Source organism: Rhizobium oryziradicis, from assembly GCF_001939045.1.
GTDB classification, from domain to species: domain Bacteria; phylum Pseudomonadota; class Alphaproteobacteria; order Rhizobiales; family Rhizobiaceae; genus Allorhizobium; species Allorhizobium oryziradicis.
Map to the genome: position 1 here is coordinate 83,748 of NZ_MKIM01000031.1, position 16,773 is coordinate 100,520.

Genomic DNA, 16,773 nt, shown 5'->3' on the forward strand with positions numbered 1-16,773 from the left:
AAAGGCGCGACTTTGCATGTCGCGCCTTTTTTATGTCAGGCTTTCGCCAGCCATTTTTCTGCAAGCTCGACCCAGAATGTGGTGCCGGTGGGAATAATATCGTCGTTGAAATTATAGCGCGGGTGGTGAAGCTGTGGGTCGTCGGCGGTTTTTTGCGTGCCGAGGAAAAAATAGGTTCCGGGCTTGTTTTCCAGCATATAGGCAAAATCTTCACTGCCCATGATCGGGTTTTCCATGTCGAAGACTTTGTCATTGCCGGCAAAGCGCTTGGCCAGATCACGGACAAAGTCTGTTTCTGACTTGTGGTTGACGGTTGCCGGATAGCCGCGCTGATAGTCGATCTCAACCCGCATGCCGTAGCTTGCCGCCTGCCCTTCGGCGATTTGGCGAATGCGCGTTTCCAGTGCATCGCGCACGCCAGCATCGAGGGCGCGGATGGTGATAGCCATCTCAGAACGCTCAGGGATAACATTGCTGGCGATGCCGCTGTTAAAGGCACCCACGGTGATAACGGCTGATTTCAGCGGATGGATGTTGCGCGACACCACCGTTTGCAAAGCCATGATGATGCTGGCACCCGCCACAATCGGATCGGCTGCATCTTGCGGCTCGGCACCATGGCCGCCCTTGCCAATCACGGTGATTTTGCATTCATCCGCCGATGCCATGATTGGCCCTTCACGGAAGACAAATTGGCCGAAAGGGATGCGCGGATCATTGTGCAGGCCAAACACGGCGTCACAGGGAAAGCGCTCAAACAGACCATCTTCGATCATCAGCTTTGCACCGCCAAAATTTTCTTCGGCGGGTTGGAAAATCAGATGAATGGTTCCATCAAAATTGCGGCGCTCAGCCAGAATTTTGGCAGCACCCAGCAGCATGGCCGTGTGGCCATCGTGGCCGCAGGCATGCATAAGGCCGGGATGCTGGCTGACATAGTCCACGCCCGTCTCTTCGGGGATGGGCAAGGCATCAAAATCGGCTCGAATACCAATGCTGCGGGGGCTATCGCCATTTTTCAGTGTTGCAACAATGCCGGTTTTGGCCAGACCGCGGGTGATGTCATAGCCCATTTCTGTCAGCTTTTCAGCGACGAAATCGGAGGTTTTGAATTCGGACAGTCCGAGTTCCGGGATTTGGTGCAGATGGCGGCGGATGGCAACGATATCTTGCATTTCATTCGACAGGGGGAGAGACATGATGGACCTGAAATTGCGGTGGAACCATGGGCGCGGCACAGAATGTGTCGGCAGGCGTGTCTGTTTACGATGACATTTGTTCAGCTTCCATTCAAGCAAAGCAATGCAAACTTTCAAGCTTGATGTCTTGTGGTGAAGGACGCTTCATCACCCTTATATGGGAGAGACCCTATGAATATGGCAGGATTTTTCAAAACCCAATCAAACGTGACGGTTTTGTCGCAGCAAGGGATTGGGTCGACTGCTCGTGTTTTTTGCCCGATTTGTGCTGACCAAAGATCTCTTTAAGGCCAATTTGTTTTGCTTGTGGCCTTTACTGGAAACCAAAAGCAAACGGATAAACGATATAGACTGCAACATAGCTTGGCGCATCTGCCATAAAATGCTGTAGGACTTTAAAATTGCTGCATGATTTTTTGGGGAACTGATTTGGTTTTTCAAGCGTTGTGCAGAACACCCCACTCTTGCTGGTAACAGAATTCGAGAACATGTCCCCATCTATGACGCCTTCTGCTGCGCCGCGCGACACTGAAACCCGAAACATTGACCACAATGATTCGATCAGAGGTGTCTATCTGACAATTGATGAATTGAAGGATAAGTCCAAGAGCCTCGCCACAGATGTTGTGGCAACGCTTCCGGCTTTCTTTGCCTTCGATTTTTTTGCGCGGCATAAAGAAAACGAGCGGGAAATCCTGCGCGTTTACCGCACCACGGCAGCCGATCTGGAAGCCGGTGCGACCATTACGCCCGCCGCAGAATGGTTGCTCGACAACCATTACATCATCGAAGAAGCCATTCAGGAAGTGCGTCGTGACTTCCCTCGCCGCTTCTATGGCCAATTGCCCACGGTGAAAATTGGCGATCAGGTGATCCCGCGCGTCATGGCACTGGCCTGGCTCTATGTCGCCCACACCCACAGCACCGTGACCCGTGAGGGCATGACGGCACTGGCCGAGGGCTATCAGTCGGAACAATCTTTGGAAATCGGCGAGCTTTGGGCACTGCCGTCCATGGTGCGCTTTGTGCTGGTGGAAAATCTGCGCCGCATTTCCACCCGCGTGGAACGCTCGCGCCAGATGCGCCGCAAGGCCAATGAGGCCGCCGATGAAGTGATTCGTCTCAACGACGAGGCTGCGTGTCGCGAGTATCTCAAGACCATTGAAGCGCTGGTTGACGACAATACCTTTGCCACGCAATTCCTGTATCGCATCCGCAATGGCTCGCAAACATCCACGCTCGCCGTCAACTGGCTTGAGCAGCGGATGGCTGCCAAGGGCCGCAGCAGCGAAGAGGCCATGGCGGCGGAGCACAACCGTCTGTCGTCGGGCAATGTCACCATGGGCAGCATCATCAAGGGTCTTCGCACCATTGATGATACGGAATGGTCGGTGTGGGTGGAAGAAGTCAGCCATGTTGACAAAATCCTGCGCTCGCACAGCGATTATGAAGCGCTGGATTTCGGCTCACGCAACAGCTACCGCAACACCATCGAAAAGTTGGCACGCCGCTCCGACAAGACCGAGTTGCAAATTGCCCAAGCTGCCATTGATCTGGCTCAGTCTGAAGCAACAGCGGCCGGCCAATCAGATTCGATCTCCAACGTCGGCAGCGTGCTGGTGGGGGCGCGCAAGCAGGAGCTTGAGCGCAAGATTGGCTATCGTGTGCCTGTGCACATTGCCATAACCCGCAGCTTCAAGCGTCTGCACTGGTTGGCCATTGCCCTGCCTATTCTGGCTTTCACCGCTTTGGCTTTGGCTTTGGTGGCCTGGTATCTTTCCTATGCGGGCCTCTCGGTGCCGTTGATTGTGCTGTTGGTGGTGCTGTTTGCCTTGCCGGCGTCTGAAGGGGCCACGGGCCTTTTCAACACGCTCTCCACCTTTGTGCTCAAGCCTGCCCGTCTGGTCGGGTATGAGTTCAAGGAAGGCATTCCCGATGAGGCGCGCACGCTGGTGGCGGTGCCCTGCATGATTTCCAAGCGCGACCATGTGGATGAACTGGTGCGCAATCTGGAAGTTCATTACCTCACCAACCCGCGTGGCGAGGTTTATTTTGCGCTGCTCAGCGACTGGCCGGATGCCAAGGTGGAAGAAACTGCCGCTGATCTGGAAGTGTTTGAATATGCCAAGCGCGAAGTGGCCAATCTCAATGCCCGTTACGATGACGATGGCAAGACCCGTTTTTACTTCCTGCACCGTCGCCGCCTGTTCAACCCTCAGGAAGATTGCTGGATGGGTTGGGAGCGCAAGCGCGGTAAGCTGCATGAGCTGAACCTGCTTTTGCGCGGCGACAAAGACACATCTTACATGACCGGTGCCAATACGGTGCCGGATGGCGTGCAATATGTGATGACATTGGACGCCGACACCCGTTTGATGCGCGATGCCGTGACCAAAATGGTCGGCAAGATGTATCACCCGATCAACCGTCCGGTGCATGATCCAAAGACCGGCCGTGTTATCAGCGGCTACGGCATTTTGCAGCCGCGCGTGACACCATCGCTGACCACCGGCAAGGACGCCTCCGTGTTCCAGCGCGTGTTCTCGATCAATCGCGGCCTTGATCCTTACGTTTTCACCGTCTCCGACGTCTATCAGGACATTACCGGCGAAGGTAGCTTCACGGGTAAGGGCCTCTATCACGTTGATGCATTCGAGACCGCCATCAAGGGCCGGATCGACGAAAACACCATTCTCAGCCATGACCTTTTGGAAGGCTCGTTTGCTCGCTGCGCGTTGGTGACTGACGTTGAGCTGGTCGAAGACTTCCCAACCCGCTATGAGGTAGAAATCTCGCGTCAGCATCGCTGGGCGCGTGGCGACTGGCAGCTGCTTCCTTATATTTTCGACCCCAATCGCGGCATTACCTCGCTTGGCCGTTGGAAAATGGTCGATAACCTGCGTCGCTCGCTGACCCCTATTGCGTGGTTTGCAGCATCCGTCATTGGCTGGTACGCCATGAACCCGCTGGACACTTTGGTCTGGCAGCTGATGTTGATCTTCTCGCTGTTTGTGGCTCCGACCATTTCGCTGATCAACGCGCTGGTTCCACGCCAGACGGATATTGTGCCAAGTGCGCATTTCCAATCCTTGTGGGCTGATGTGCGCGGTGCCAATGCGCAAGTGGCGCTCCGCATCGTGTTCATTGCGGATATGGCCTGCATGATGGCCGATGCCATCATTCGCTCGATGTATCGTCTGCTGGTCAGCCGCAAGATGCTGCTGGAATGGCGCACCGCCGCCAGTATTCAGTCTGCCGCGCAAGGAAGCATTCTCACCTATTACAAGACCATGCGCTATGCGCCGATCTTGGCAATTGTCGCCTTTGCTCTGTCGTTCTGGGAAGCAGGCTTTGGTGCCTTTGTTGGTCTGCCGTTTACGCTGATGTGGGTGCTGTCACCGCTGGTGGCCTGGTATGTCAGCCAATCGGCAGAAACCGAAGACCGCATGTTTGTGCCGGAAGACACGGTGATTGAGCTGCGCCGGATCGCCCGTCGCACCTGGCGCTATTATGAAACCTTCACCAATGCCGGTGAACACTTCCTGCCGCCGGACAATTTTCAGGAAACACCAGAGCCGGTTGTGGCGCGGCGCACCTCGCCCACCAATATCGGTGTTTATCTGCTGTCCGTGGTTTCGGCCCGTCATTTTGGCTGGCTCAGCTTTGAGCAGACCATTGAAAAGCTGGAACAGACCATCGGCACGCTCGACAAGATGGATAAATTCCGGGGCCATATCTACAACTGGTATCACACCGATACGCTGAAGCCTTTGGGCAACCGCTACATCTCGGCCGTGGACAGTGGCAATCTCGCGGGTCACCTGATTGCCATTTCATCGGCCTGCCGTGAATGGGCAGAAGCGCCATCGGCGCACCTTCAGGCCAGCCTCGACGGCATCAGCGATGTCGGCGGTATCCTGATGGAAACCTTGAGCGAGCTGCCGGATGACCGCAAGAACCTGCGCCCGCTGCGTGGTCGCCTGTTTGAGCGCATTCAGGGCTTCAACAACGCCGTGGAAGCGGTGAAGCGCGAGCATGAATTCGCCTCCATTCAGGTGATGAACCTCGCTGTTCTGGCCCGCGACATTCAAAAGCTGGCCGCCAACCTTCACCATGAACTGCGCTCGGACAAGAGCACGGACATCATGCGCTGGAGCGAATCGCTGGTCAGCGTGTGCGAATCGCACATTGCCGATAGCGCGTTCGATTTGTCCAACATTGAGCCGCTGCGGGTGCGTCTGAGCCATCTGCGTGATCGCGCCCGCGATCTGGCGTTTTCGATGGACTTCTCCTTCCTGTTCCGCAAGGAACGCCGCCTGCTGTCCATCGGCTACCGTGTTGAAACCATGGAGCTGGACGAAAGCTGCTACGACCTTCTCGCTTCGGAAGCCCGCCTCACCTCGCTGTTTGCCATTGCCAAGGGCGATCTGCCCACTGAGCATTGGTATAAGCTGGGCCGTCAGGTGGTGCCGATTGGTTCGCGTGCCGCGCTGGTGTCGTGGTCCGGTTCGATGTTTGAATATCTGATGCCGCCACTGGTCATGCAGGAGCGTCAGGGTGGTATTCTCAACCAGACCAACAATCTGATCGTCAAGGAACAGATGAACCACGGTCGCCGCCTGAACATCCCTTGGGGTATTTCGGAAGCTGCCTTTAACGCCCGCGACCATGCTTTGGCCTATCAGTACACCAACTTTGGTGTGCCAACCCTTGGCCTCAAACGCGGCCTTGGCCAGAACGCCGTTATCGCCCCTTACGCTTCCATTCTCGCCAGCCAATACGATCCAAAGGCTGCGGCTGAAAACCTGAAAAAGCTGCGCTCGCTGGGTGCGCTGGGTCAATACGGCTTCCATGACGCCGTGGACTTCACCCCGACCCGCGTGCCCAAGGGCAAGACCTGTGCTGTGGTCTATAACTACTATGCCCACCACCATGGCATGTCGATTGCGGCCATTGCCAACGTGACCTTCAACGGCCTGCTGCGTGGTCTTTTCCATGCTGACCCGGTGATTGAAGCGGCTGAACTGCTGTTGCAGGAAAAGGCACCGCGCGAAATTCCGGTAATGAGCGCGAAATACGAGCCGCAGACCCCCGGCAAGGGACAGGCAGACCTGCTGCGGGCAGAAATCCGCACCATTACCGATCCGCTTTCCAAGGATCGCGAACTGGTGCTGCTGTCCAACGGCCATTACTCGGTGATGTTGACGGCCACAGGTTCGGGCTTCTCGCGCTGGAACGGCCTCTCTGTTTCGCGCTGGAAGGCAGACCCAACCGAAGACCGCAACGGGACCTTTATCTTCCTGCGCGATATGACCTCGGGCGAATGGTGGTCCACCACCGCAGCTCCGCGCCGTGCTGCGGAAGAAAAGACCCGCGTGGTGTTCTCCGACGACAAGGCCGAGTTCACCAAGACGGTGGGCGACATTACCTCCACCGTGGAATGCGTGGTTGCCACCGAGCATGATGCCGAAGGCCGTCGCGTCACCATTCTCAACACCGGCACCGAAGATCGCTTCATTGAAGTGACCTCCTATATGGAGCCGGTACTGTCGAGCGATGACAATGACAACGCCCATCCGGTGTTCTCACGCATGTTCATCAAGACCGAGCTGGGCCGTAAGGGCGATGTGATCCGCGTCGAGCGCAACAAGCGTTCGCCAAGCGATCCCGACATCTGCGTGGCGCATCTGGTGTCGGATACCTCAGGCCCCGGCCGCAACACCGAGTTCGAAACCGACCGTTACAAGTTCATCGGTCGTGGCAGAACGCTGGGTGAAGCCGCAGCCTTTGATCCGGGTGCAACACTGTCGGGTACCCAAGGCTTTACACTGGACCCAATCGCCAGCTTCCGCCGTGTTCTTCGTGTGCCTGCTGGCAAAAAGGTCAGCGTAGTCTATTGGACCATTGCCGCCCCAAGCCGTCCAGAACTGGATGCGGCCATTGAGCAATATCGCCACGCCGACGCCTTCAACCATGAAATGCTGCACGCCTGGACCCGCACACAGGTAGAGATGCGCCATATCGGCATTACCTCGCAGCAGGCGGCAGCGTTCCAGCAGCTCGGACGCTATCTGGTCTACCCGGATATGCATCTGCGCGCCGACCCGGAAACGGTTCGGGCAGGCCTCGCATCGCAATCGGCGCTGTGGCCAAACTCGATCTCGGGCGACTATCCAATCTTCGCCGTGCGCATCAATGATGACATGGACACAGAAGTGGTCCGTGAAGCCCTGAGCGCGCAGGATTACCTGATCCGCCATGGCGTGGTCAGTGATGTGGTCATCCTCAACGAGCGGGCAGCCTCGTATGCTCAGGATATGCAGCACGCGCTGGAGCAAATGGCCGAAGGCATCCGCTCCAAGCAGACCGATGGCGGCCAGCAGCATGTGTTTGCCGTGCGTCGCGATCTGATGGATGACAGTGGCTGGAATGCCGTGCTGGCAGCCGCGCGCGTCGTGCTTCATGCTCGAAACGGCAAGATCACCGATCAGGTGACCCATGCCGTCGAGCTGTTCTCGGCACCGCGTGGTGCCGATAGCGTGGATTCGGATTGGTATCCGCCAGTGCCCACCATGGTGAAGCCGGAAGATCAGCCTGTTATCACCATTGATGGCAGCGATCTGGACTTCTGGAACGGTTACGGCGGCTTCAGCAAGGACGGTTCCGAATATGTGGTGCGTTTGGCCCATGGTCAGTCCACACCGCAGCCATGGATCAATGTGATCTCCAACGACAACTTCGGTTTCCATATTTCGGCCGAAGGTGCAGGCTTCACCTGGAGCCGCAATTCGCGCGACTATCAGCTGACCCCATGGTCAAACGATGCCGTCACCAACCGTACCGGCGAAGCCTTCTACGTGGCTGATCTGGACAGTGGCGATGTGATCAGCCCGATTTCGGCAGCGAGCAAGCGTCTGGATGCCGTGTATGAAACCCGCCATGGCCTCGGCTATTCGGTGTTCAGCTCAACGGGTTCTGATCTGGAAGTCGAGTTGACAGTGACCGTTGATCAGGTCGAGCCAGTGCGCTTTACCAAGCTGACGGTGCGCAACACCGGCACCACGGCACGGCGTTTGAGAAGCTACGGTTATGCCGAGTGGATTCTCGGCAACAACCCGCAGAAGACCGCCGCTTTCGTGCTGACATCAAAGGATGAGGAAACCGGAGCGCTTCTGGCCACCAACCCCTATAGCATCGACTATTCGGGCCGGTTTGCCTTCATGGCGGGCGTCGAGACGGCTTCGGGCTTTGCCTCCAGCCGCCGCGAGTTCATCGGTCGCCATGGCGATATCAAGATGCCACAGGCTGTTGCCAAGGCATCGCCGCTGTCGGGTTCGATTGACCCCGAAGGCGATCCATGCGCGGCTCTGGCCTTTGATATTGAGTTGCAGCCGGGTGAAGAAAAGTCCGTCACCTTCCTGATGGGCGATGCAGCCACTCTGGAGGCTGCCCGCGGCGTGATTACCGCTGCGCGTAAGAAGGGCTTCGAGAAGGCCCTCAATGAGGCCAAAACATTCTGGGGCGACTTTACCGGCCACCTAAAGGTCAAGACCGGCGATGCTGGCTTTGACAATATGGTCAACCATTGGCTGCCCTATCAGACGCTGGTTTGCCGCATCAAGGCGCGTGCTGGCTTCTATCAGGCCTCGGGTGCCTATGGCTTCCGCGACCAGTTGCAAGACAGCCTTGCCTTCCTGCTGTATAAGCCGGAACTGGCCCGCAACCAGATCCTCAATGCGGCATCGCGCCAGTTCAAGGAAGGCGATGTGCAGCATTGGTGGCTACCGCAGAATGGTGCGGGTATCCGCTCCAGCATTTCCGATGACGTGGTGTGGCTGGCCTATGCCATCGATAGTTACGTCACCGCCACCGGCGACGCCGCCATTCTGGATGAGCAGATCAACTTCCTCGATGGCCCAACCTTGGCGCTGGGCCGTCACGATGCCTTCTTCACACCTGAGATTTCCAACGAGTCGGTGGCGCTGTATGAGCACGCCGCCCGTGCGCTGGATCTCGCCATCACCCGCACCGGCACCAATGGCTTGCCATTGATCCTCGGCGGTGACTGGAACGACGGCATGAACCGCGTGGGCGTGGCAGGCCGTGGCGAAAGCGTGTGGCTGGGCTGGTTCCTGGCCAATGCGCTCACAGTGTTTGCGCCTTACGCCAAGCAACGCAATGACGATGCCCGCGTGACCCGTTGGGAGAAGTATCTCACCAGCCTGAAGGCTGCGCTTGAAAAGGCTGGCTGGGATGGTGACCACTATCGTCGCGGCTATTTCGACGATGGCGATCCGTTGGGCTCTGATCTGTCGGATGAGTGCAAGATCGACGCGATTGCCCAGTCCTGGTCGGTTCTGTCGGGTGCAGGCAAGCCTGAACGGCAGGAAATCGCCATGGATTCGGTGGTCAAGCGGTTGATCGATGATGAGGTTGGCATTGTGCGCCTCTTCACCCCGCCGTTTGAAAACACCCGTCTGGATCCCGGCTATATCAAGTCCTACCCACCGGGCGTGCGTGAAAATGGCGGTCAATATACCCATGCCGCTATCTGGACAGGTTTGGCACTCTCCAAGCTCGGTCGTGCTGATCAGGCGTGGAAAGTGTTCTCGACCCTGAACCCGATCCACCACGCCGAGACCACCGAGGCCGCAGACCGTTACCGGGTAGAGCCATACGTGGTTGCTGCTGACGTTTACGGCGGTCCCGGCTATGAAGGCCGTGGTGGCTGGACATGGTACACCGGCTCGGCTGGCTGGATGTATCGCTTCGCCATCGAAGGCTTCCTCGGCATTCACCGCAACGGCGAACACTTGAGCCTGCGCCCTGCCCTGCCTTCGCACCTCAACGCCTATGAGGCCGAGGTCAGCATTGGCGGCAAGGCTGTCAAGATCAATGTGGCACGCAAGGGTAATCGTTATGAGGTCAGCGCCAATGGCAAGGCCGTTGAAGAGCGTGACGGTGCCTTTGCTGTGAGCTTCTGAAGCAAGCCCATCGAGACATGAAAAAGCCGGCGTTCGCGTCGGCTTTTTTTATGCTTTTCTGTTTGCTGGATACGGCGTCTTCAACAAAAGAATCAGCCCAAGGCCAAGGAAAATCAACAGACAGGCCATGCCCGCCCGCGCGGAATGGGTGGCGGCGGTAACAAGTGAGAAGGACAATGTGGCCATGAAGCTGGTGGCCCGGCCTGACAGGGCATAGATGCCAAAATAGCGACCCGCTTCATCGGGCGTAATGCTGCGGGCCAGATAAGAGCGAGATGAGGCCTGCACGGGCCCAAAGGCAAGGCCAATGAACACGCCATAGAGAATATAGACCTTTTCTGCCGTGGTACCAAACAAGCTGCCGGTGCTGAGGGTGGAGAGCGGCACAAGGCCAAAGGCGGTAAAATCCGGCCCCGTTGAGACAATGCCGAAGACCGCAAACAGTAAAAAGCATAGGCTGATCACCACCATAGTTTTAGAGCCAAGCGCGTGGTCCAGACGGCTGGCTAGCAGGCAGCCAAAGATCGCGACAATATTCAGAATGATGCCGTAAAGACCGATTTCCATGGTCGACCAGCCAAACATGCCCGCTGCAAACACGCCGCCCAGAATGAGAACGCCATTGACGCCATCCTGATAGATCATCCGTGCGATCAAAAACCGAAAGATACCCGCCCTCGCCCGCACTTCTTTCAGTGTTTCCTTGAGGTCGGAAAGCCCGGCGCGCACGGCTTTGCCCAAAGGCTCGCCCTTTGCCTGGTCGGGCGTGAAGAAAAACATCGGCAGAATGAAAAGCAGATACCACAGGGCCGCGATTGGGCCGGTGATGCGGGCATCTTCGCCGGTTGTCGCATCAATACCAAACAGCGGGGTGATGCCCAGGATGGTTTTTCCTGTGGCCGGATTGGCCGCCAGCAGTGCCACCACGGCAATCAGCACAATCATGCCGCCCAGATAGCCCAGACCCCAGGCGGCATTGGAAATGCGGCCTACGTCTTTGGCGCTGACCAGTCTTGGCATCATCGAATCATTGAAGACAATGGAAAATTCAGCGGCAACCGAGGCGAGGCTGAAGAAAATCAACGGATAGATCACGGCAGAGCCGGGAGCGGCAAACCACAGCAAGCACAGACAGGTGATCTTGATGGTGGCGAAAAAGGCAATCCACGGCTTGCGCGCCCCGCTGCGATCGGCAATGGCCCCCAAAATCGGAGAGAAAAGCGCAATGATCACAGATGCGACTGTGGCTGCATTGCTCCAGGCCGCTTGGGCTGCAACGGGATCGTGGGTGAACCGCGCAACAAAATAAGGTCCGAAGATAAAGGTGGTCACAACCGTAAAAAACGGCTGCGCTGCCCAATCAAAAAACATCCATCCCCAAATCCCGGCTTTGGTGGCTGGAGTGATTTTTTGTTCTGCTGTCATTATTGTACCGCCGTCCCACTATGCTGTGACGGCGACATTGGCATTATGGCATGACAGGTTCAACAATGATTGAGATGAAACACTGTACTGCCGAGATGATGACATCTCGGCAGCTTGTCGTGTTCAAGTGCTGGCCCTTCGCTTCTGGCCTTTAGCTTCGAGCTTGCGCAATGTCGGTGAGCAGGCTCGCCGCAACTGTCAAACGTGACAGGCTTGGCTCGCCATCAGTCAGCGCGATCAACTCGCTGCCCAGCCTGTTGATGCGCACCGCATCTTGGGCCTGCCAGCTTGCAATGGCATTTTTTGCCTCGCTATTGGCTGTAAGCGCCTGCACAACAATGTTGCGCCGGGCCGACAGGATCAAATCCAGACTGCGCAGCAAGGCCAGATTGTCATAATGATCGCTGGTCTGGATTTTTTCCAACGATGCCAACAACCGCCCGACACGGAATATCTCGCTGACCTTGTAGTAATTTTCGGTGGCGCGCTGCAAACTGGCATTGGCGCGAAGCGAGATGGCCATAACCTCTGGGACCACAATGAAAGCCGACAGTTCTGCAATGGACTGTGCCAACTCATCAGGCACGCTGGCTTCCTTCATCTGGGCGGCATCCGATTCGATGTGATGCGAGAAATCGGCCGGCATCACCGATTTGCTGAAGCCCTTGAAGGATTTGATCGCCGTTTTCAGTTTGCGCACCGTGTCCGAGAGATCTCCATCCGTCAGTTTGGTGTCGATCGCCAGTTTTGTGAAGGCACGATAGACATATTCAATCCGGCTATAGAGATCGTTTTGCGCATCGCCCGAAATTTCGCCATCCAGAGCATCAATCTGCTCCCAATAGCTGTGCAGATCCAGCCCGTCGCCGGCCAGAATGGCACCCTTGACGATATCGGCTGCTTGCGCGCCGGTGGCATCCATCATCCATACCATAAAGCTGGGGCCGCCACGATTGATCACGTGATTGGCCAGTGCTGTTGCGATGATTTCGCGCTTCAGCCGGTGTCCTTCAATTTCACCCTCGTAGCTGCGGCGCATTTTTTTCGGGAAATACTCCTTCAAAAGGCTGTCGCAATAGGGGGCATCTGGCAGATCGCTTTCAACCAGATCATCAAACAGCGAAATCTTGGCGTAAGACAGCAACACGCCAATTTCGGCACGGGTGAGGGCCTGACCGCCCACGTAACGCTCGGAAATCGCCGCATCATCGGGCAGCATTTCAACTTTACGATTGAGGCGGCCGGATGCTTCCAGCACGGTCATCAACCGGGCCAACTCATCACGGTTGCTGGCGCGCTGGCGCTCGGTCAGGGAAATTGCCAGCGATTGCAGATAGTTGTTGCGCAACACCAGCTCGCCAACTTCTTCGGTCATCGAGGCCAGCAATTTGTTGCGGGCGGGAAGATCAAGACGGCCAGAGGCCAGAGCCGAGGAGAGGGCAATCTTGATATTGACCTCAACGTCTGAGGAATTGACGCCTGCCGAATTATCAATCGCATCCGAATTGCAACGCCCGCCCTTGAGACCAAAGGCAATACGGCCCTTTTGGGTGACACCCAGATTGGCCCCTTCGCCAATCACCTTGGCGCGCACCTCATCAGCTGTCACGCGGATCGGGTCATTGGCGCGGTCGCCCACCTCGGCATCTGACTCGGACAGGGCTTTGACATAGGTGCCAATGCCGCCAAACCACAACAGATCAACAGGGGCTTTCAAGATGGCGCTGAGGATTTCCAGAGGGGTTGCCACCAGCTTGCCAAGATCAATGGCATCTGCGGCTTCCTGGGTCAGCTTCACCGATTTTTCCGAACGCGAAATGATCATACCGCCTTTGGAGAGCAGGGCGGTGTTGTAATCCTGCCAGCTGGAGCGGGGCAGGGCGAACATGCGCTTGCGCTCTTGGAAGGATTTTTCCATATCCGGGTTGGGATCAATGAAAATATCGCGATGATCAAAAGCGGCAATCAGCCGGATCTTGTGCGACAGCAACATGCCATTGCCAAACACGTCGCCCGACATATCGCCCACACCCACCACCGAAAACGGGGTTGTCTGGATATTGGTGTTCATTTCGCGGAAATGCCGCTTCACGGCTTCCCATGCGCCGCGGGCGGTGATGCCCATTTTCTTGTGGTCGTAACCGGCAGAACCGCCCGAGGCAAAAGCGTCGTCCAGCCAGAAGCCTGCCTCGCGCGCCAAGCCATTGGCGGTGTCGGAGAAGGTGGCTGTGCCCTTATCAGCCGCCACCACAAAATAGGGGTCATCGCCATCTAGCCGCACGGTGTCCACTGGTGCCACAACCTCACCATCCTTGATGTTGTCGGTAATGGAGAGCAGCGTGCGGATATAGGTCATATAGGCTTCACGCCCCAGCCGCAGATAGTCCTCGCGGTTGGTAATACCCGCCAATTGTTTGGGATAGAACCCGCCCTTGGCACCAACCGGCACAATCACCGCATTCTTGACCTGCTGGGCTTTGACGAGGCCGAGCACTTCGGTGCGATAGTCCTGAGCGCGGTCCGACCACCGTAAGCCGCCACGGGCCACTTTGCCAAAGCGTAAGTGCACACCTTCCACCTCGGTGCCGTAGACGAACATTTCCCTGAAAGGCTTGGGCTGGGGCAGGCCGTCGAGCAGTTGCGGATCAAATTTGAAAGCCAGCATGGGCTTGACGCCAGTCGATCCCTTTTGGAAATAATTGGTGCGCAGCGTTGCATCAATGGCATTTTGATACCGGCGCAAGATGCGGTCGTCATCGAGGCTCGGCACATCTGCCAGCGCCGTTTCAATCTGGGCTCGCAGCTCTGCGAGCTTGCGATGGCGGGTTTTGTCTGAGGCTTTGATATCAAAGGACTGGTGGAACAGGCTGAACAGATCGGCGGTGATCTGCGGATATTTGTTGAGCGTTTCAGCAATATAGGTCAGCGAATAGACCAGCCCGCCTTGGCGCAGGTAAGCGGCATAGGCGCGCAGCACCGCCACTTCAGCAACCGAGAGATTGGTGCTCAAAACGAGGCGGTTGAAGGCATCATTGTCCACCAGCCCGCTGAAGGCGGCGAGGAACGCGTCTTCCACCCGCTTGGCATGCTTGCCAAATTCAAAGGCCTGCCCGTGGCGAACAGTCAATTCCATGTCGTGCAACACAACATGCTGCGGCTGATCGTTGCTCTTGGGTTTTTGAACGCCAACATCAAAGGTTCGCTCGCTGATGACGTTAAAGCCAAGGTTTTCCAACAGCGGCACGCGGCGTGACAGCGGCAGATGATGGCCAGCATGAAACACCTTGAGGTAGAGCGTATCGCCGCCATCCGTCTTGCGACCATGGAAGGCAATGGCAATACCGGCCCGCGTCAGGCTGGCTTCGATCAAGCTGAGATCAGCAACCGCTTCTTCCGGGGTAAAGGCATCTTCAAAGGCGCGATTGACCAGAAGCTGTGGGGCGTTTGCAGGAGCAAGCGTTGCAAAGCGGTCATCCCAGCGCGAGGTGATGGCCTTGACGGCCTCTTCCAGCCTGGCTTGGGGAATGCGCGGTGTTTTGCCTTCAGAACGGCCAATGATAAAATGTACGCGTGCCACGCCACCTTCGGGGAAGGCGGGATAATAGGCGGAAACACGCCCGTCATAGGCTTTGACAAAATAATCGCCAATGCGCTCCCGCACCAGCGAGTTATATTCTTCACGCGGCACATAGACGAGCAGGGAGACGAAGCGGTCGAAATGGTCGATACGGGGCAAAACCCGCACGCGCGGACGCTCGCCCAGATCGGTAATTTGCTCGCAGAACCGCGCCAGAAGATCAGCATCAATCTGGAACAGGTCATCACGCGGATAGGATTCCAGCGTGTTTTGCAGCATGCGGCCAGAGTGGCTTTGCGGATCGAAGCCAAAATGCGCCACGACCTTTTCCACTTTTGCCCGCAACAGCGGGATATGATTGACGGAATGGGTGTAAGCGGTGGCGGTGAACAGGCCAACGATGCGCAATTCGCCAATGACTTTGCCGCTCGCATCAAAGCGTTTGACGCCAATATAATCCATATAGGCGCGGCGATGCACCACCGATTTCACATTGGCTTTGGTGACAATCAGATCATCCGGGCCTTGCAAGAAGGCCAGGATTTCGGGTGTGGTGGTGACGGCATTGCGGCCCTGGCGCAGCACCAGAACATCCGGATCGGACAACATGCCAAGGCCGCGACCCTTGCCGCGCTCCACTGTGGCGTTGGCTCCCTCGCCGGAATAGATATATTCACGCATGCCGAGGAAGGTGAAATTGTCGTCGCGCAGCCACTCGAGGAAAGCCAGCGATTCGGCCCGTTCCGCTTTGCGTCGGCTGGCGGGCTGTGCAGTCAAATCCGTCACCGCACCCTCAAGCAATGCAATCATCGGCTGCCAATCGTTGGCTACGGTGCGCACCTGTTTGAGCACATCTTCCAGCCTGGCAATCAGGCCGTCGGCCTGTTCGGTGCTCAAGGCTGCCAAGTGCACCTGAATATAGCTTATTCGGCTGCCAGCCTCTGTGTCCTTATCGGCCAGCGCCCAGCCTTGCTCCGTGCTGGTTACGATGGGGTGAACGGCCAGATGAATGTCGCGGAACTGGCTGGTGATTTCGCCCATGACGGAATCATACAGGAAGGGCTTGTTGCTGTCGGCGATCGACAAAAGGCTGATCGGGGAGCCGTCAATCACAATGTCCGCTTTTGTTTCAATTGTGACCTTGGCTGTTTTGCCATCAAAGCTCTGGAGGTCATCAAAGGCGCGCTTTGCGGCCTCGGCCAGCATGGGAGGTTCATAGCGCTGGAGGTCGTCGTCGCTGGCGCGTCCAAACAAAACCTCCGGATCAAGGGCGCTGATGACTTGTTCTTTGAGCACCGAGCGGGCACCATCAAAAAGCTGATCCCGTTTTACCCGTTTACCTGCAACCACGATTATCCTCCCGTGATGGAATTTTGTGTTGTCTTCGCAGCAGTCTGCCTTAGCAATGATGTCTGAACTCTATACAATACGCTCATGATGGATCGAATTTGTCGAAACACGCACCATGTTTGGCATATTTTTCAAAAAATCACCGATTTTTTCCTGAATTGGCGATAAAAATTGAAAAGATAGCGACAAAAACATGGAAATGACCCCAAATTTAAGGCCCAAAACCTAGTCAGGAATG

General features: G+C 56.6%; 4 protein-coding genes. 1 reads left to right on the top strand and 3 read right to left on the bottom strand.

Going from position 1 to position 16,773, the window contains the following annotated elements; translation table 11 throughout:
- Window positions 1-35: 35 nt before the first annotated feature.
- Window positions 36-1,199 (bottom strand): M20 aminoacylase family protein, encoded by a 1,164-nt coding sequence (locus tag BJF95_RS20340; RefSeq protein WP_245297389.1) that lies wholly within the window; start codon window positions 1,197-1,199, stop codon window positions 36-38.
- A gap of 488 nt (window positions 1,200-1,687) precedes the next feature.
- Here BJF95_RS20340 and BJF95_RS20345 point away from each other — a divergent pair, with 488 nt between their 5' ends.
- Window positions 1,688-10,183 carry a glycoside hydrolase family 94 protein gene (locus tag BJF95_RS20345; protein WP_075641321.1) on the top strand — a complete coding sequence of 2,832 codons (8,496 nt, stop codon included), beginning with the start codon at window positions 1,688-1,690 and terminating at the stop codon, window positions 10,181-10,183.
- 48 nt (window positions 10,184-10,231) lie between these two features.
- Here the strand turns inward: BJF95_RS20345 and BJF95_RS20350 are convergent, their stop codons facing one another.
- Complete coding sequence (locus BJF95_RS20350) at window positions 10,232-11,608, bottom strand: MFS transporter (RefSeq protein WP_075641322.1); 1,377 nt, start codon at window positions 11,606-11,608, stop codon at window positions 10,232-10,234.
- A gap of 151 nt (window positions 11,609-11,759) precedes the next feature.
- Window positions 11,760-16,535, bottom strand: coding sequence for an NAD-glutamate dehydrogenase (locus tag BJF95_RS20355; protein ID WP_075641323.1), 4,776 nt, complete (start codon window positions 16,533-16,535; stop codon window positions 11,760-11,762).
- Window positions 16,536-16,773: the final 238 nt, after the last annotated feature.